Origin of the sequence: Aeromicrobium alkaliterrae (assembly GCF_039529015.1) — a bacterium.
Lineage (GTDB): Bacteria > Actinomycetota > Actinomycetes > Propionibacteriales > Nocardioidaceae > Aeromicrobium > Aeromicrobium alkaliterrae.
This window is the reverse complement of record NZ_BAAAME010000005.1, coordinates 71,012-87,402: the sequence shown is the minus strand read 5'-3', so window position 1 is coordinate 87,402 and position 16,391 is coordinate 71,012. Positions and strand designations below refer to the sequence as shown.

Below are 16,391 nucleotides of genomic sequence, written 5' to 3'. Positions count from 1 at the left end.
CCGGGCTCGGTCATCGCGATCGCGGCGATGAGCTCGCCGGAGGCGAGACCGTGCAGCCAGCGGTCCTTCTGCTCCTGCGTGCCGAGGGTGACGTAGTACGGCACGACGATGTCGTCGTGCAGCGAGAAGCATGACGAGAGCGACGTCGCGAAGACGCGGGCGAGCTCCTCGTGGACGACGTTGCGGTACCGGTAGTCGGTGTCCTGTCCGCCGCCGCCGTAGGACTCGGGTGCCGACAGGCCGAGGATGCCCTGCTTGGCCGCGGCGACGTAGACCTCACGGTCGACGAGGCGCTGCTCGTCCCACCGCTCGACGTTGCCGACGACCTCACGCTCGACGAACTCGCGCACCGAGGAGCGGAACGCCTCGTGGTCGGGGGTGTAGAGATGACGCTTCATGACTGTCCTTTCAGGAGAGGGTCGCCGGGAGCCGCAGGTAGGAGGCGGACTCTGCGAGGAGCTGGTCGACCATCCGGTCGAGGCCGTCGAAGCCCTCGCCGACGGTCTGTCCGGCGACGTGCCGGGCGTGGATCTGCTCGAGGATGACCGCGAGCTTGAAGGTCGAGAACGCGAGGTACCAGGTCAGGTCGACGTCGCCGAGGCCGCGGCGCGCGGTGTACCGCTGGGCGACCTCCTCCTTCGTCAGGAAGCCCGACATCGCCATGAGGCCGCCCGTGATGGGGTTGTAGGCGTCGCCCTCGTCGTCCCAGAACATCACCAGGGTCGCGAGGTCGGCGAGCGGATCGCCGAGCGTCGCCATCTCCCAGTCGAGCACCGCGACGACCCGGTCGGGCACGTCGCGGCTGACCATGACGTTGTCGAGCCGGTAGTCGCCGTGCACGATCGCGGCCGCCGAGGAGGTCGGCACCGTCGCAGCGAGACGGTTCCCGATCGGCTCGACGAGGGGCAGGTCGCGGACCTTGATGGCCTCGTACTGCCGGAGCCAGCGGGCGACCTGGCGCTCGAGGTAGCCGTCGGGACGGCCGAGGTCGGCCAGGCCGACCGACGCCGGGTCGATGTCGTGCAGGTCGGCGAGCCGGTCGACGAGCGCCTCGGAGAGCCGGCGGCGCACGAGCGGTGCGATGGGCTCGGCGTCCTCGCGCGTGCGGACGACGTCGGCGTCGACGGCATCCATGACGTAGAACGGCACGCCGAGAACGCTGCCGGTGGGGTCGGCCGTGACGATCGTCGGGACGGGCACCGTGGAGCCGTCGAGCGCCTGCTGCACGCGGGCCTCGCGGATCACGTCGTGCGCGCCGCGCTGGAGCTCGCCGAGCGGCGGGCGGCGCAGCACGAGTCGCCGCGTGCCCGTGTCGAGCAGGTACGTCAGGTTCGACTTGCCGCCGCCGACGAGCTCGGCGGTCAGCCCGTCCGGCACCTCGACCCCGACCTCACGCAGGTGAGCAGCGACGGCCTCGAGGTCCAGCCCGCGCAGGTCGGACTCGGTGGCGCGCGCGCTCATCGGACGGCTCCCGGCTCGGTCAGCAGTGGCTCACGCCGACGCTCGCGGCGCGCGATCGTGCGCAGGTGCACCTCGTCGGGCCCGTCGAAGATCCGCATCGCGCGGTGCCAGCCGTACATCGCCGCGAGCGGCACGTCGTCGCTGATGCCAGCGCCGCCGTGCACCTGGATGGCGCGGTCGATGACCTGGCACGCGACCCGTGGCACCGTGACCTTGACCATCGAGACGAGCGTCGCGGCCTCCTTGTTGCCGTGCAGGTCGATCGTGCGGGCGGCGAGCTGGCAGAGCAGTCGGGCCTGGTCGATCGCGATGCGCGACTCGGCGATCTCGTTCGGCACCGCGCCGAGGTCGGCGATCGGGCCGCCGAACGCGATGCGTGACTCGGCGCGCGCCACGAGCATCGCGAGCGCCCGCTCGGCCGCTCCGAGGGCGCGCATGCAGTGGTGGATGCGACCCGGCCCGAGGCGGGCCTGGGCGGCCGCGAAGCCACCGCCCTCCTCGCCGAGCAGGTTCGTGACGGGCACGCGGACGTGGTCGAGGTCGACCTCGACGTGACCGTGCTGGTCGTGACGGCCGAAGACCGGCAGGTCGCGCACGACCCGGACGCCGGGCGCGTCGATCGGCACGAGCACCATCGACTGCTGGCGGTGGGTGGCCGCGTCGGGGTCGGTCTTGCCCATGACGATCAGGAGCCGGCAGCGCGGGTCGGCGGCGCCGCTGGTCCACCACTTGCGTCCGGTGATGACGTAGTCGGTGCCGTCGCGCTCGATCGTGGTCTGGATGTTGGTCGCGTCGCTGCTGGCGACGGCGGGCTCGGTCATCGCGAACGCGGAACGAATCCGGCCGTCGAGCAAGGGCTCGAGCCACTGCTCCTTCTGCTCGGGCGTGCCGAACAGGTGCAGCAGCTCCATGTTGCCCGTGTCGGGGGCCTGGCCGTTGATGGCCTCGGGCGCCAGGTGCAGGCTCCACCCGCTGATCTCGGCCAGCGCGGCGTAGTCGAGCTGTGACAGTCCGCTCTCGGCGGGCAGGAACAGGTTCCAGAGGCCGCGGCGGCGGGCCTCGGTCTTGAGCTCCTCGACGACGGGCGGGACCGAGTGGTCGTCGGGTCCTCCCGCGTGCCGGTGCTGCTCGTAGGCGGCCTCGGCGGGCATGACGTGCGTCCGCATGAAGTCGAGCAGCTCGTCGCGCAGCTCGTCGCCTCGTTCGCTGAGGCGGAGGTCGCGCTCGGGTGCCGTCACGGCTGGTCTCCTCTGGGTGGCAGGTAGGTCGGCTCCGGCGGGAGCTCGGTGAAGACGTCGGGAAGGTCGGTGCTGACGCGGTCGGTGAACACGGGGTCGCGCTTCTCGAGGAAGGCGCGGATGCCCTCGCCGGCGTCGGCGCTGACGCCGCGCTGGTTGAGCCCCCAGGTCTCGACGCGGTGCGCGTCCATGGGGTGCGCCGCGCCGAGCATGCGCCACAGCATCTGGCGGGCGAGGGTCACCGAGACGGGCGAGGCGGCGGCGATCTCGTGCGCGAGCTCGAGCGTGCGCGGCAGGACCTCCTCCTTCGGGTGCAGGCTCAGCACGAGGCCCGCGTCGAGCGCCTCGGCGGCGCTGATCCGGCGGCCCGTGAGCATCCACTCCATGGCCTTCTGCACCGGGACGACCCGCGGCAGGAACCACGACGAGCACGACTCGGGCACGAAGGCGCGACGCACGAACGGCACGCAGAACGTCGCGTCCTCGGACGCGAGGCGCAGGTCGGTCGGCAGGGTCAGGGTCGTGCCGACCCCGACGGCGTGGCCGTTGACCGCCGACAGGACGGGCTTCTTCGAGGCCCAGATGCGCAGCGTGACCCGCCCGCCGCCGTCGCGGCGGACCGGGAGGTCCTCACCGGGCACGTCGTAGACCGTGCCGGCGGGCGCGTCGGGGCTGAGGCGCCACTCGCGGAAGGTGTCGTCGGGGCCCTCGGCCTCGGCCAGGTCCATGCCGGCGCAGAACGCGCGGCCCGCTCCGGTGATGACGACGGCGCGGACGTCGTCGTCGGCGTCGGCCCGGTCGAACGCCTCGATGAGCTGGCGCTCCATCGTGTCGGTGAACGCGTTGAGCCGGTCGGGCCGGTTCAGCGTGACGACGGCGACGTGGTCGTCGGCGTCGTAGAGGACGTGGTCGTCGCTCACGCGGGCACCGCCGAGGCCGTCATGCTGCCGAGCCGCGCGATCTGCGCGGTCGCCTCGGTCACCATGCGCTCGACGAGCGCCGCGACCGTCGGGACGTCGTCGATCAGGCCCTGGGCCATGCCGACCGACCAGACGCCCGCCTCGGGGTCGCCGGTCGCGTAGACGGTGCGGCCGCGCTCGCCGTTGACGAGGTGGACGACGTCCTCGAACGCGCCGCCGGCGGTCAGGATCTCGACCGCCTCGCGCGAGACCGCGTTGGACGAGACGCGCGAGGTGTTGCGCAGGGGGCGGAAGAGCAGCTCGGTGTCGAGCTCGCTGGCGGCGACGATCTGCTGCTTGACGGCGTCGTGGACCGGAGCCTCGACGGTGCACAGGAAGCGGGTGCCCATGTTGACGCCGTCGGCGCCGAGGGCGAGGGCCGCGACGAGGCCCTGGGCGTCCGCGATGCCACCGGAGGCGATCACCGGGATCGAGAGCCGGCGCGTCGCGGCGGGGATCAGGACCAGGCCCGGCACGTCGTCCTCGCCGGGGTGGCCGGCGCACTCGAAGCCGTCGATGCTGACCGCGTCGACGCCCACGGCCTCCGCCTTCAGGGCGTGGCGCACGCTCGTGCACTTGTGGATGACCTTGATGCCGTGCTCGTGGAAGAACGGCATGTGCGGCGCGGGGTTGCGCCCGGCGGTCTCGACGATCGTGATGCCGGCCTCGGCGATGACCCGGAGGTACTCGTCGTAGTTCACGTCGCGGACGATCGGCATGATCGTGAGGTTGACGCCGAAGGGCTGGTCGGTCAGCTCGCGCGTGCGGGCGATCTCCGCCGTGAGCGCCTCGGGCGTCGGCTGGGTCAGCGCGGTCAGCATGCCGAGGGCTCCGGCGTTGGCGACGGCGGCGACGAGCGGCGCGGTGCCGACCCACTGCATGCCGCCCTGGACGATCGGGTGGGGGACACCGAAGGCCTCGGTGAAGCGCGTCTGCAGCATGGCTCTCTCGGGTTCTCTCGCAGGAACGGTCATGTGACGTTCGCATTATGTGACGTTGATGTCAACTTCTTTCTGCCACGTCGCTGAGCGCGGGCCGTTAGGGTCGTACGGGCATCAGAAGTCGAGACCACGTCATCGTGGAAGCAGGAGGTCCCGGTGCGCGAACCCACCGCGGTGCAGCAGACCCGTCGTGACGTCGGGCCGATCACCGACCGCGGCGCGGCGCGCCGTCGGCAGCTGCTCGACGCCGCCCGCCGGGTCTTCGAGCGCCAGGGGTTCACCGACGCCCGGGTCGCTGACATCGTCAAGGAGGCGCACGCCTCGCACGGCACGTTCTACACCTACTTCGACACGAAGGAGGCGATCTTCGTCGAGGTCGCCCGCACCGTGATCGAGGACATGCACGAGGACATGGCGGTTGCGGTCCCGACGTCAGGGCTGGATCTGCGGGTCCACGACGCGATCGACCGCTTCATCCACGCCTACCGCCCCAATGCCGCGATCATCGCCTTGATGGAGCAGCTGGCCCTGGACTCCGTCGAGATGCGGGCGCTGCGGCTGGACCTTCGCGACAGCTTCGTGCAGCGGACCCGGCGGGGCATCGAGCGGATGCAGGCGGACGGCTCGGTGCCGGCCGACCTCGACGTCGAGTACACGGCCGAGGCGCTCGGGGCGATGCTCGAGTACACGTGCCACCTGTGGTTCTCCCTCGGCAAGGAGTTCGAGGAGCGACGTCTGGCCGACGCTCTCGCGGGGATCTGGTTCGCGACGCTGCACCCGGAGGGCCACGGGGCACCGTGACCCTCCGAGCGCCGCGCGCTACGCGCTCGGGATGACCGACGGGTCGAGCTCGGTCCAGATCTCGTCCTCGTCGACCGGGGCGAGCGTGCCGTCGTCCTGCACCTCGAAGAAGATCGCCTCACGGCTGCAGGAGCTCGGCAGACCGGGCCACTGCTCGCCGTCGCAGGTGACCTCGGGGCCCGCGAACGTCGGGAAGTCGACGAGCGACTGCATCGCGGTGCGGACCGTGTCGGGCGTGATCTCGCCGTCGATCGTCTCCAGCACGTTGACCAGGTTCACGACCAGCGCGAACGAGTACAGCGAGCGCGCCGAGAGCTGGTCGCCCTTGCCGATCTCCTCCATCGAGCTCGAGAACGCGTCGAGGTCCTCCTGCACGTCGGCCGGCGCGTTGTCGTAGGTCAGCGGGACCCAGAGGCGGGGCTGGACGACAGCGCCAGCGGCGTCGGCGCCCATCTGCTCGATGAACTGCGAGCAGGAGCCGGCGAAGATCGTGCCGTCGTAGCCCTGCTGGCGCAGCGCCTGGAACAGGGATGTGCAGCCGTCCTCCGGCAGCGCCATGATGCCCGTGACGTCGGGATCGCCCGAGAGCTGCGTGGCGGCGACCACGTTGAAGTTGGCGCCGGTTGAGGAGATGTACGACGCGTCCAGGTTCATGCCCAGCGCCTCCGCGATGGGCTTCATCAGGGTGTCGACGTACGCGTGCGTCGACGGGGCGTCGGTCACGCCGAGCGCGAGGTCCTCCTTGCCGAGCTTCTCGAGCACGGTCATCGAGCCGAGGGCGCTCAGGGCCGTGGGGCCCGAGAAGTAGAACGCGTTGCCGTACGGAGCGGCGTCCGGGACCGGGGTGCCGGCCAGGGTGCCGATGATCGGGATCTTCGCGTCGCCGAGGATCGGCACCGCGCCGCCGATGCTGAGGTCGTACGCGTCGAGGACGAGCGGCACGCCGGAGGACGCGAAGCCGTTGGCGCAGTTGATCGCCGTCTCCGGGCTGCCGTCGCCCTGGCACACGTCGACCTCGAGCGGCCGGCCGTCGACGCCTCCGAGGACGTTGTTGACGTACCACTCGCCGGCCTTCAGGCCGTCCTCGCTCTGGGGGAACGCCGCCGCGCCCTTGGAGGGAGCCTGGCCGCCGACGACGATCGGCTCGCCGGTGGCCTTCTCACCTCCGGCCGACGACTCGTCGCTGTCGCCGCAGGCGGTGAGGGTGAGCACTCCGAGCAGGAGTGCGGACAAGATGCGTGCTGTTCGCATGAGAAATCCCTTCGACGCCGCCGCGGGGGTGCGTAATGTGGCGCGGGTCACAATAAAAGTGATATTGACCTCTATGTCAAGTGTTGTTGACGTCAAAGTCGGGTAGCGGTAGATCTGTCCGACACGAACGGGAGGTGGCCCATGGGTGCCAGCCTGAACCTGGGTGACTGGGTCGACATGTCCGCACGACTCGCGCCGGAGCGCGACGCGTGGCGCTGCACCGGCACGGGGGAGACCGTCACGTTCGCCGAGGCGGCGCGTCACGTCGGCGGGATCGCCCGCGGCCTGACGGAGGTCCACGGGCTCGAGCGAGGGGACCGCCTGGCCGTCGTGGCGACCGACTGCCACCTGTACGTCGAGCTGTTCCTGGCCTGCGCCCGCGCGGGCCTCACGATCGTGCCGCTGAACTACCGGCTGCCGCCGCACGAGATCGAGACGTTCCTCGAGCGCTCGGGCTCCCGCCTGGTCGTGGCCTCCGAGCGCTACGTCGACGAGGTGGCTGCGGTGGCCGCGACGCGGGGCATCCCGCTGGTCACGTTGGAGCAGGTCGGGGAGCGTCCGTCGGTCGCGCAGCTGCGGGACCTCCCGCCGCTGCCGAGCGTGCCGGTGACCGACGGCGACGTGCTCTCGCTGTGCTTCACGAGCGGCACGACCGGGACCTCCAAGGCGGTCCGGCAGACCCACGGGATGCTCAAGCGCCTCATCGCGACGTTTGCGATCGAGTACGAGCTCGGTGATCCCGCCGAGGAGTTCCGCTACAGCGCCTCGCCGATGTTCCACGTCGCCGGGATCGCGATCGTGCTGCTCGGCGCGGCCCGCGGGTTCCCGATGCTGATCCAGCGCCAGTTCGAGCCGCGCGCGACCATGCGATGGATGGAGGACGGGCTGACCTCGGCCTTCCTCGTGCCGACGATGCTGCGGATGATCCTGGACCTGCCGGAGTCGCGGACCGCCGACTTCTCGCGCCTCGGCTCGATCCTGTACGGCGCCGCGCCGATGACCCCGACGCTGCTGCGCGAGAGCATGGAGGTCTTCGGCTGCGGCTTCGTCAACGTGTTCGGCGCGGGCACGGAGGCGGGGCTCCAGACGATCCTGTCCTCGGCCGACCACCGTCGGGCGCTGGCCGGGCGCCCTGAGCTGCTCGGCTCGATCGGTCGGCCGTGCTTCGGCGTCGAGCTGAGCATCCTCGACCCCGACCTGAACGAGGTGGGGGTCGGCGAGGTCGGCGAGATCGCGACCCGCAGCGACACCCTGATGGACGGGTACGAGCACATGGCCGAGGCGACCGACGAGGCCTTCGCCGGCGGCTGGTTCCGCGCCGGCGACCTCGGTCGGCAGGACGCCGAGGGCTACGTCTACCTGGCCGGGCGGGCCAAGGAGATGATCATCCGCGGCGGCGAGAACATCTACCCGGTCGAGGTCGAGGCGGTGCTCGAGCAGCACGCCGACGTCGCCGAGTCGGCCGTCGTCGGTCGTCCGCACCCGTCCTGGGGCGAGGAGGTCGTCGCGTTCGTGACCGCGTCGGGCGGACGGCAGGTCGACGCCGAGGGCGTCATCGAGCACTGCCGCGGACTGCTGGCGCGCTACAAGGTGCCGGTCGAGGTGCGGGTGCTCCCCGAGCTGCCGCGCAACGCGGGCGGCAAGGTCGTCAAGCGGAGCCTGCTCGACATCGAGGTCGCGACGTGAGCGCGAGCAGGGTCCACGTCATCGGTGCCTCGTCCGGCATCGGCCACGCCCTCGTCGGCGAGCTCGCCGCCCGCGGGCGCCAGGTCGTGGCCGCCGCGCGTCGGCTCGACCGGCTCGAGGAGCTGGCGCGGGCGCATCCGGGGCAGGTCGTCGCCGACCAGCTGGACCTGGCGGTCGACGGGGAGCCCGAGGCCGGCGTCCGCCGGGCCGTGGCGGCGCTGGGCGGGATCGACGCGCTCGTGCTCGCCGCCGGGCTGCCGACGATGGAACGGCTGCGGGCCAGCGACGCGCGGCTGTGGCGGGAGGTCCTCGAGGTCAACCTCGTCGGGCCGGCGCTTGCCGCGACCGAGGCCGCCCGACACCTGCCGCCCGGCGGCCGGGTCGTGCTGGTCTCGTCGTGCTCGGCGGCCCGCGCGTGGCCGCAGCTCGTGCCGTACGCGGCGGCGAAGTCGGCGCTGGAGACCCTGGCCCACGGCCTCCAGCAGGAGGAACCGCACCTCAACGTGACCGTCGTGGCGCTCGGCGCCGCCGACACCGAGGCCCAGGCCGACTGGGGGCAGGACCGACTGCGCGAGGCGTACCGCGAGTGGCGTCGGGGCGGGTTCATCGACGGGCCCGAGCAGATGTCGGCCCCGGACGTGGCGCGCACCGTCGTGGACCTGCTGGACTCGCCCCTGCGGGTGCCGCGCGTCGACCTCATGCCGGACCACGGCAGCGCCCAGGAGGTGCGATGAGCACGCCGAGCCGCGCCGACGGCGGGAAACTTCCCGGCGTGGGAGCGATCAGGAACCTACAATCCGGTACGCGGCTCCGGGGGGAGCCGCACCGGTCGTCACGGAAGGATGCGAGCACATGAGTCCTCGTGGAGGCAGTGCCAAGGGACGGCTCGTCGTCGGTCCCTCCGCGAGCCAGCGCCAGCGGCGCGGCGCGGGCCCGATGACCACCAAGGGGGTCGAGCGTCGGACCGAGATCCTGACGGTCGCCCGGCAGGTGTTCGAGGAACGCGGCTACGCCGACACCCGGGTGGCCGACATCGTCGCCAAGGCCGAGGTCGCGCAGGGCACGTTCTACACCTACTTCGACTCCAAGGAGGCGGTCTTCACCGAGATCGCCCGGAGCGTCACGGGGGAGATGCTGGAGATCCTGGTCGCCGAGCGCGCGAGCGGCTCGCCCCGCGACCGGGTGCGCTTCGGTCTGCACCGGTTCATCGAGGCCTTCCGCCCCAACGCGGTCTTCATGGGCCTGCTCGAGCAGGTCGGCACGTACACGCCGGAGATGGCCGACATGCGCCTGTCGCTGCGCGAGGCGTTCGTCGAGCGCAGCGCCAGCGGCATCCGGCACATGCAGCGCGAGGGCGTCGCCGACACCTCCGTCGACCCCGTCCTGACCGCGGAGGTCCTCGGCGCGATGGTCGACCAGACCTGCTACATCTGGCTCTCGCTCGGCAAGGAGTTCGCCGACGGCGAGGTCCTCGAGGTGCTGACGTCGGTGTGGGCCCGCGCGATCGGCCTGACCGAGGGCTGAGGTCCCGTTCGCCGACCGCGTCCGGTGGCACGGGACGAGCAGCACGGACCGGACGTGGTGGGTTCCGGCTCGCAGTCCGCTGCACGCTCTCGTGGACCGGCGATGATGCATTTGGGTTGTCTCAGCGACCGCAATGCCTCATCTCCGGTCCTCCCCGGACCGGGCCTGATGCTTTTCGGCACCCCGGGCAGCCCACATGCATCATCTCCGGTCCCCGCCGCGCTGGGGTCACGTGACGGCGCCCACATTTTGATGTTGACATCGGCGTCAAAAACATCGCATGCTGGGCACATGAAGTCCCCCCTCGCCGCGTCCGACCCCGGCGCCCCGAGCCCTCTGTCCCTGACGGCGACGCCGGAGCTGCTCGTGGACCGCGCCGACGGCATCGTGACGATCACGCTGAACCGGCCGGACCGCAAGAACTCGGTCACCTCGCTCGGCTGGGCCGACCTGCGTGACGCGCTGCGCACGATCGACCCGCGCACCGACCGGGCCGTCGTCGTCACCGGCGCGGGCGAGACGTTCTGCGCCGGCGCCGACCTGGCCGGCAACGACGACACCCGCAGCGACCTGGAGAACATGCGCATCGTCGGCGAGGTGTGCCGCGAGATGTTCCACCTGACCGTCCCGACCGTCGCGGCCGTCGACGGCGCGGCCGTGGGCGCCGGGATGAACCTGGCGCTCGCGTGCGACTTCGTCGTCGCGACCGACCGGGTCCGCTTCTGCGAGATCTTCTCCCAGCGCGCCCTCTCGGTCGACTTCGGCGGGTCGTGGCTGCTGCCCCGTCTCGTCGGCCTCGCGAAGGCCAAGGAGCTCGTGCTGCTCGCCGACTTCCTGACCGCTGACCAGGCCCACGAGCTGGGCCTGGTCCACCGCGTGGTCGCCCCCGGGGACCTCGGGTCGACCGCGCGCGACCTCGCCGCCCGCCTCGCGGCCGGTCCGCAGACCGCGATCACGCTGTCGAAGGCGCTCCTCAACCACTCCTTCGAGACGACCCTCGAGGGAGCGCTGGAGGACGAGGCGCGCGCCCAGGCCATCTCGCTGCAGTCCGGCGACGCGAAGGAGGCCTTCAGCGCCTTCCTCGAGAAGCGACCGGCCACCTACACACGCCCCACCGCCCGTCGAGAAGAGGACTGACATGCAGACGCAGGACACCGTGGCCCTGGTCACCGGAGGATCGTCCGGGCTCGGACTCGCCACCGCCCGCCGCCTGGTCGCCGAGGGTGCGCACGTCGTGATCCTCGACCTGCCGGGCTCGGCCGGCGAGCAGGTCGCCGCTGAGCTGGGCGCCACGTTCGCGCCCGCCGACGTGACCGACACCGAGCAGGTCGAGCGCGCCGTCGCGATCGCCGCCGAGCTCGGACCGCTGCGCGTCCTGGTGAACTGCGCCGGCATGGGCGTGGCCGCCAAGACCGTCGGCAAGGACGGACCCGCCGCGCTGGAGGGCTTCGTCCGCACCGTCACGATCAACCTGATCGGCACGTTCAACGTGACCCGCCTGGCCGCCGCCGCGATGGCGCAGCTCGAGCCGACGGACGGCGAGCGGGGCGTCGTGGTGAACACCGCGAGCGTCGCAGCCTTCGACGGCCAGATCGGCCAGGCCGCGTACTCGGCGTCCAAGGGCGGCATCGTCGGCATGACCCTCCCGATCGCGCGCGACCTCGCCCAGCTGAAGATCCGCGTCAACACCATCGCGCCCGGCATCTTCGAGACCCCGCTGCTCGGCTCGCTGCCCGAGGACGTCAAGGCCTCGCTCGGCCAGCAGGTCCCGCACCCCAGCCGACTCGGCCAGCCGAGCGAGTACGCCGCACTCGTGCACCACGTGATCGAGAACCCGATGCTGAACGGCGAGACGATCCGTCTCGACGGCGCGATCCGGATGGCGCCCCGTTGAGCACCACGCCCTTTGACTGGAGCGACGACCAGCAGGAGATCCGCTCCCTGCTGCGCAAGAAGTTCGCGACGTCCTCCGGCACCGAGATCGCCCGCGCGGCCCTGGAGGCCGGTGAGGACACCGGCGCCGCCGCGCGCTGGCTCGAACTCTCGGCCGAGATCGGCCTGGCCGGCCTGACCCTGCCCGAGTCGGTCGGCGGCATGGGCACGGGACGCGTCGAGCTCGCGATCGTCGGCGAGGAGATGGGCCGCGCCCTCGTGGGTGGCCCCTACCTCTCGACCGTCGTGCTCGCCGCCGAGGCGATCGTGCGCTCCGGCGACGAGGACGCGGCCCAGGCCGTGCTTCCCAGCGTGGCCGAGGGCACGACGACCCTGGCGCTCGCCGTCGCCGAGACCTCCGCCGCCTGGACCGAGCCGACGACCCGGCACACCGACGGCCGCCTGACGGGACGCAAGCAGGGCGTCGTCGGACTCCCCGGCGCCGACGTGCTCGTGGTCTCGGCCGTCGACGCCGACGGCCACACCTCGCTGTACCTCGTCGACACCGCCGCCGAAGGCGTCGCCGTGACCCCGACCCCGGGCATCGACCCCACCCGCCCCGTCGCGACGGTGGACCTCGACGGCGCCGTCGCCCGGCCGCTGGGCCGGCCCGGTCGTGCGCACGAGGTGCTGGCGTTCGTCCGCGAGAACGCGGCGATCTTCCTGGCCGCCGAGCAGGCCGGCGGCAGCCGCACCTGCGTCACGGTCACCGCCGAGTACGCCCGCACCCGCATCCAGTTCGGCCAGCCGATCGGCACCTTCCAGGGCGTCAAGCACCGGCTCGCCGACATGGAGGTCCGCACGGCCCAGGCCCACTCGGCCGCCGTCTGGGCCGCGTGGCAGACCCCGGGCAGTCCGGAGGCCGCCCTCGGCGCCGACGTCGCGCGCTCGTGGAACTCGCGGGCGTACCTGCAGAACGCCTTCGACACGATCCAGCTCCACGGCGGCATCGGGATCACGTGGGAGCACGACGCCCACCTGTACCTGCGCCGCGCCCAGGCCGACGCCGCCCTGCTGGGCCCGCTGTCGGCCGAGCACCAACGGCTCGCCGCGAACCTCGGAACGGAGTCCGCATGATCGACATCGACCCGAGCACGTCGCTCGCCGAAGTCGCCGCCCGCGCCCGCGCGTGGATCGAGGAGAACCTGCCCTCCGGGTGGCCCGTGGACCGCGCCCGGCTCGAGGCCGACTGGTACGTCCTGCTGGGTGACTCCGGCCTCGCGACGCCGACCTGGCCGCGCGAGCACGGTGGGCTCGGGGTCGCTGCCGACGCCGCGGCCCTGATCGCCGACGAGCTGGCCCGCCACGACGCGGGCCGCCCCATGACCGACTTCCCGGGCGTGGCCCTCGGCGGACCCACGATCATCGCGTGGGGCACCGACGAGCAGAAGGAGCGGTTCCTCCGCCCCCTCGCGACGGCGCGCGAGCGCTGGTGCCAGCTCTTCAGCGAGCCCGGGGCCGGCTCGGACCTCGCCTCGCTGTCGACCCGAGCGGTGCAGCAGGAGGACGGCAGCTGGCGGATCTCGGGCCAGAAGGTCTGGAGCTCCTTCGCCCACATCAGCGACTTCGGCCTGCTCATGGCGCGCACGAACCAGGACGTGCCGAAGCACCGCGGCATCACCTACTTCCTGCTCGACATGCGGCTGCCGGGCGTCGACGCCCGACCGCTCAAGCAGCTCAACGGTGCGGCCGAGTTCAACGAGGTCTTCCTCGACGACGTCGTCGTGCCGGACTCGGCCCGTCTCGGCCCGGTCGACGAGGGCTGGCGGGTCGGCATCACGACGCTGATGGCCGAGCGGAGCGGACTCTCGGGCCGCCCCGGTGTGGGCCCCGCGCTGACCGACGCCCTGGCGCGACGCGCCCGGGAGGTCGGGGCGTGGGACGACGCCGCCCAGCGCGACCGCCTCGTCGAGGCGCACGTGGCCGAGAAGGTCCTGCAGATGACGACCATCCGCGCCTTCGTGGAGCTCGGCACGCGCGAGCCCGGCGCGGAGGGGTCGATCCGCAAGATCGCGCACTCCGACCTGGAGGAGCGCGTCGCCCGGCTCGGCGCCGAGATCGACCCGTTCGGCCTGGTCGCCGGCACCGCGGACGCCGCGGAGGCGACGCACGAGTTCCTGTCGGCCAAGATCCTCAGCATCGCCGGCGGCACGTCCGAGATCCAGCGCAACATCATCGGCGAGCGGGTCCTGGGCCTGCCGCGCGAGACCGACCCGCACGTGGACAAGCCGTTCCGCGAGCGCCCCCGAGGGTAGAAGGAGACATCGTGACCGACGAGGTCCTGACCACCGCGCCCGGCGACGGGACGCTGGTCATCCAGATCAACCGGCCGCAGGCCCGCAACGCCGTCACCGAGGCCGTGGCCCGGGGGATCGGTGCCGCGCTCGACCGGCTCGACAGCGACGCCGACCTGCGGGTCGGCATCCTGACGGGCGCGGGCGGCACGTTCTGTGCCGGCATGGACCTGAAGGCGTTCGTGCAGGGCGAGCTGCCCGTCATCGAGGGCCGCGGCTTCGCCGGCATCGTCGAGCGGGGCAGCGACAAGCCGCTGATCGCGGCGGTCGAGGGCTACGCGCTCGCCGGCGGCTTCGAGATCGTGCTCGCGTGCGACCTGGTCGTGGCCGGTCGTGGCGCGAGATTCGGCCTGCCCGAGGTCAAGCGCAGCCTCGTCGCCGCCGGCGGGGGACTGCTGCGCCTGCCGTCGCGGATCCCGTACCACCGCGCGATGGAGATCTCGCTGCTCGGCGAGGCCGTCGGCGCGGAGCAGATGGAGCAGTGGGGCCTGGTCAACCGGCTCGTCGAGGACGGCGAGGCGCTCGGCGCCGCGGCCGAGCTCGCGGCCCGGATCGCGGCCAACGGTCCCCTCTCGCTCGTGGCCACCAAGAAGATCGTCGCCGAGGGCGGCAGCTGGCCGCTCGAGGAGGCGTTCGCCCGCCAGGCCGTGCTGGCCGATCCCGTCTCCGGCTCCGAGGACGCCCGCGAGGGCGCGATCGCCTTCGCCGAGAAGCGCCCACCGGTCTGGAAGGGCCGCTGAACCACCACCCCCGACGTCACCCCACACCCCCACCTAGGAGGAGCGCGATGCTCACCGGACAGCAGTACAAGGACTCGCTCAAGGACGGCCGCAAGGTCTACTTCCAGGGCGAGCTGATCGAGGACCTCGAGACGGTGCCGGCCTTGGCCGCCCCGCTCAACGAGGTCGCCAGCGGCTACGACAAGTACTTCAACGCCGATCCCGACGCGATCAACCCGGTCACGATGGCGCCGATGAGCGCCGCCGACCTGCGCGACCGCATCCCGGTCATCACCGAGATGGACCTGCTCACCAACACGACCTACCAGTCGCTCATGACGCTGTCGGTCGCGGCGGCCCGCCTCGAGGCCCACGTGCCCGAGGTCGTCCCGCGCATCCGCGCGTACGTCGAGCAGGCGCGCAAGGACGACATCCGGATCACCGAGTGCATCACCGACGCCAAGGGCAACCGCAGCCTGGCGCCGAGCAAGCAGGAGGACCCGGACTCCTACGTCCGCGTCGTGGAGCGTCGCCCCGACGGCGTCGTGATCCGCGGCGCCAAGCTGCACATCAGCGCCGCCGCCTTCGGTCACGACCTGATGGTCATGCCGACCAAGGCCATGAAGCCCGGCGAGGAGGACTACTCGATCGCCGCGTGCATCCCGGCCAACAGCCCCGGCGTGCACATGACGAACACGACGTACCACCCGACGGGCCGCGACCCCCGCGACTTCCCGGTCTCCTCGCACCGCAGCATCCCGGACTCGATGGTCATCTTCGACGACGTCTTCGTGCCGGCCGAGCGGATCTTCCTCGACGGCCAGACGGCGCACGCCGCGGTCTTCGCCCACTCGCTGGGCCTGTGGGAGCGTCTCGGCGGCGTGTCGTTCATGGTCGAGCAGGCCGACGAGCTCGTGGGCCTGGCCTCGCTGATCGCGGAGGCCAACGGCACCGCGAAGATCTCGCACGTGCGCGAGAAGATCGACGAGATGATGATCCACGCGACGCTGCTGCGCGCGGGTCTCGAGGCGGCGCTCGCGCACGCGAACTCGACGCCGGAGGGCTACTTCTACCCCGACGACATGTACACCAACGTCACGAAGTACCAGGGCGCCTCGCAGTTCAACACGATGGTCAAGCACCTGCACGACATCGCCGGCGGTGCGGTCGTGACGGCTCCGTCGATGCTGGACTTCGACAACCCGGAGCTGCGTCCGTACCTCGAGAAGTACATGAGCACGGGCAGCACGGTCAGCGGCGAGTACCGGACCAAGCTGTTCCACGCGATCCGCGACACGACGGCCGACTCCTTCGGCGGCTGGCACTTCGTGACCAACCTGCAGTCGGGCGGCGGACTGTTCGCCCAGCGCCTCGTGACCCGCAAGAACTACGACCTCGAGCGGGCGCGCGCGCTCGCGCTCAAGGCCGCGGGACTCTCGGGCGCCTGAGGCCCCGGACGACGGTTCGGCCGGGGCGCGCGAGCGCGCCCCGGCCCCGTCAGTTCTGCCTGAAATTGCAGTCTTTTTCTGCAACCAGACCAACCCGCGAAAGAGTTCTGCAATTCCCTTGACACAGCGCGTGTCGT

General features: G+C 71.8%; 16 protein-coding genes. 10 read left to right on the top strand and 6 right to left on the bottom strand.

Features of this window, described 5'->3' with window-relative positions; all coding sequences use genetic code 11:
* From ABD127_RS14435 to ABD127_RS14415, 5 genes are all read right to left on the bottom strand, one after another.
* The coding region (locus ABD127_RS14435; protein WP_344202794.1) for an acyl-CoA dehydrogenase family protein at positions 1–398 on the bottom strand (398 nt) is incomplete at its 3' end.
* Between the two features lie 10 nt (positions 399–408).
* Positions 409–1,461, bottom strand: coding sequence for a phosphotransferase family protein (locus tag ABD127_RS14430; RefSeq protein ID WP_344202792.1), 1,053 nt, complete (start codon positions 1,459–1,461; stop codon positions 409–411).
* Positions 1,458–2,699, bottom strand: a complete 1,242-nt coding sequence (locus tag ABD127_RS14425) for an acyl-CoA dehydrogenase family protein (RefSeq protein ID WP_344202790.1) — start codon at positions 2,697–2,699, stop codon at positions 1,458–1,460. The genes ABD127_RS14430 and ABD127_RS14425 overlap by 4 nt, the downstream gene beginning before the upstream one ends.
* A complete protein-coding gene (locus ABD127_RS14420; RefSeq protein WP_344202789.1) occupies positions 2,696–3,619 on the bottom strand; it encodes an enoyl-CoA hydratase-related protein in 924 nt (307 codons plus the stop codon). Before ABD127_RS14420 ends, ABD127_RS14425 begins: the two co-directional genes overlap by 4 nt.
* Positions 3,616–4,599: an NAD(P)H-dependent flavin oxidoreductase gene (locus ABD127_RS14415; protein ID WP_344202787.1), complete on the bottom strand. Its 984-nt coding sequence runs from the start codon at positions 4,597–4,599 to the stop codon at positions 3,616–3,618. Before ABD127_RS14415 ends, ABD127_RS14420 begins: the two co-directional genes overlap by 4 nt.
* A gap of 156 nt (positions 4,600–4,755) precedes the next feature.
* On the opposite strand from ABD127_RS14415, the gene ABD127_RS14410 reads away from it, so the two are divergent.
* On the top strand, positions 4,756–5,400 hold the full coding sequence (locus tag ABD127_RS14410) for a TetR/AcrR family transcriptional regulator (RefSeq protein ID WP_344202786.1): 645 nt from the start codon (positions 4,756–4,758) through the stop codon (positions 5,398–5,400).
* An 18-nt stretch (positions 5,401–5,418) separates the two neighbouring features.
* Here ABD127_RS14410 and ABD127_RS14405 read toward each other — a convergent pair whose 3' ends face one another.
* Positions 5,419–6,651 carry an ABC transporter substrate-binding protein gene (locus ABD127_RS14405; protein WP_344202784.1) on the bottom strand — a complete coding sequence of 411 codons (1,233 nt, stop codon included), beginning with the start codon at positions 6,649–6,651 and terminating at the stop codon, positions 5,419–5,421.
* Between the two features lie 141 nt (positions 6,652–6,792).
* On the opposite strand from ABD127_RS14405, the gene ABD127_RS14400 reads away from it, so the two are divergent.
* From ABD127_RS14400 to ABD127_RS14360, 9 genes are all read left to right on the top strand, one after another.
* Complete coding sequence (locus tag ABD127_RS14400) at positions 6,793–8,337, top strand: class I adenylate-forming enzyme family protein (RefSeq protein WP_344202783.1); 1,545 nt, start codon at positions 6,793–6,795, stop codon at positions 8,335–8,337.
* Entirely contained in the window at positions 8,334–9,071 is a 738-nt protein-coding gene (locus ABD127_RS14395; protein ID WP_344202781.1) for an SDR family oxidoreductase, read from the top strand. The genes ABD127_RS14400 and ABD127_RS14395 overlap by 4 nt, the downstream gene beginning before the upstream one ends.
* Before the next feature lie 118 nt (positions 9,072–9,189).
* Positions 9,190–9,861 carry a TetR/AcrR family transcriptional regulator gene (locus ABD127_RS14390; RefSeq protein ID WP_344202779.1) on the top strand — a complete coding sequence of 224 codons (672 nt, stop codon included), beginning with the start codon at positions 9,190–9,192 and terminating at the stop codon, positions 9,859–9,861.
* Positions 9,862–10,152: 291 nt separating this feature from the next.
* Positions 10,153–10,998 carry an enoyl-CoA hydratase/isomerase family protein gene (locus ABD127_RS14385; protein WP_344202777.1) on the top strand — a complete coding sequence of 282 codons (846 nt, stop codon included), beginning with the start codon at positions 10,153–10,155 and terminating at the stop codon, positions 10,996–10,998.
* A 1-nt stretch (position 10,999) separates the two neighbouring features.
* Positions 11,000–11,755: a 3-hydroxyacyl-CoA dehydrogenase gene (locus ABD127_RS14380; RefSeq protein WP_344202775.1), complete on the top strand. Its 756-nt coding sequence runs from the start codon at positions 11,000–11,002 to the stop codon at positions 11,753–11,755.
* A complete protein-coding gene (locus ABD127_RS14375; RefSeq protein WP_344202773.1) occupies positions 11,752–12,870 on the top strand; it encodes an acyl-CoA dehydrogenase family protein in 1,119 nt (372 codons plus the stop codon). Before ABD127_RS14380 ends, ABD127_RS14375 begins: the two co-directional genes overlap by 4 nt.
* Positions 12,867–14,048: an acyl-CoA dehydrogenase family protein gene (locus ABD127_RS14370; RefSeq protein WP_344202772.1), complete on the top strand. Its 1,182-nt coding sequence runs from the start codon at positions 12,867–12,869 to the stop codon at positions 14,046–14,048. Before ABD127_RS14375 ends, ABD127_RS14370 begins: the two co-directional genes overlap by 4 nt.
* 11 nt (positions 14,049–14,059) lie before the next feature.
* On the top strand, positions 14,060–14,827 hold the full coding sequence (locus tag ABD127_RS14365) for a crotonase/enoyl-CoA hydratase family protein (RefSeq protein ID WP_344202770.1): 768 nt from the start codon (positions 14,060–14,062) through the stop codon (positions 14,825–14,827).
* Positions 14,828–14,874: 47 nt separating this feature from the next.
* Positions 14,875–16,254, top strand: a complete 1,380-nt coding sequence (locus ABD127_RS14360; RefSeq protein ID WP_344202768.1) for a 4-hydroxyphenylacetate 3-hydroxylase N-terminal domain-containing protein — start codon at positions 14,875–14,877, stop codon at positions 16,252–16,254.
* The last annotated feature ends 137 nt before the right edge of the window (positions 16,255–16,391 follow it).

Coding starts and splice junctions, on each gene's coding strand:
- ABD127_RS14430 (WP_344202792.1), bottom strand. CDS start 1,461: ATGAGCGCGCGCGCCACCGAGTCCGACCTGCGCGGGCTGGACCTCGAG.
- ABD127_RS14390 (WP_344202779.1), top strand. CDS start 9,190: ATGAGTCCTCGTGGAGGCAGTGCCAAGGGACGGCTCGTCGTCGGTCCC.
- ABD127_RS14415 (WP_344202787.1), bottom strand. CDS start 4,599: ATGCTGCAGACGCGCTTCACCGAGGCCTTCGGTGTCCCCCACCCGATC.
- ABD127_RS14370 (WP_344202772.1), top strand. CDS start 12,867: ATGATCGACATCGACCCGAGCACGTCGCTCGCCGAAGTCGCCGCCCGC.
- ABD127_RS14400 (WP_344202783.1), top strand. CDS start 6,793: ATGGGTGCCAGCCTGAACCTGGGTGACTGGGTCGACATGTCCGCACGA.
- ABD127_RS14405 (WP_344202784.1), bottom strand. CDS start 6,651: ATGCGAACAGCACGCATCTTGTCCGCACTCCTGCTCGGAGTGCTCACC.
- ABD127_RS14385 (WP_344202777.1), top strand. CDS start 10,153: ATGAAGTCCCCCCTCGCCGCGTCCGACCCCGGCGCCCCGAGCCCTCTG.
- ABD127_RS14380 (WP_344202775.1), top strand. CDS start 11,000: ATGCAGACGCAGGACACCGTGGCCCTGGTCACCGGAGGATCGTCCGGG.
- ABD127_RS14360 (WP_344202768.1), top strand. CDS start 14,875: ATGCTCACCGGACAGCAGTACAAGGACTCGCTCAAGGACGGCCGCAAG.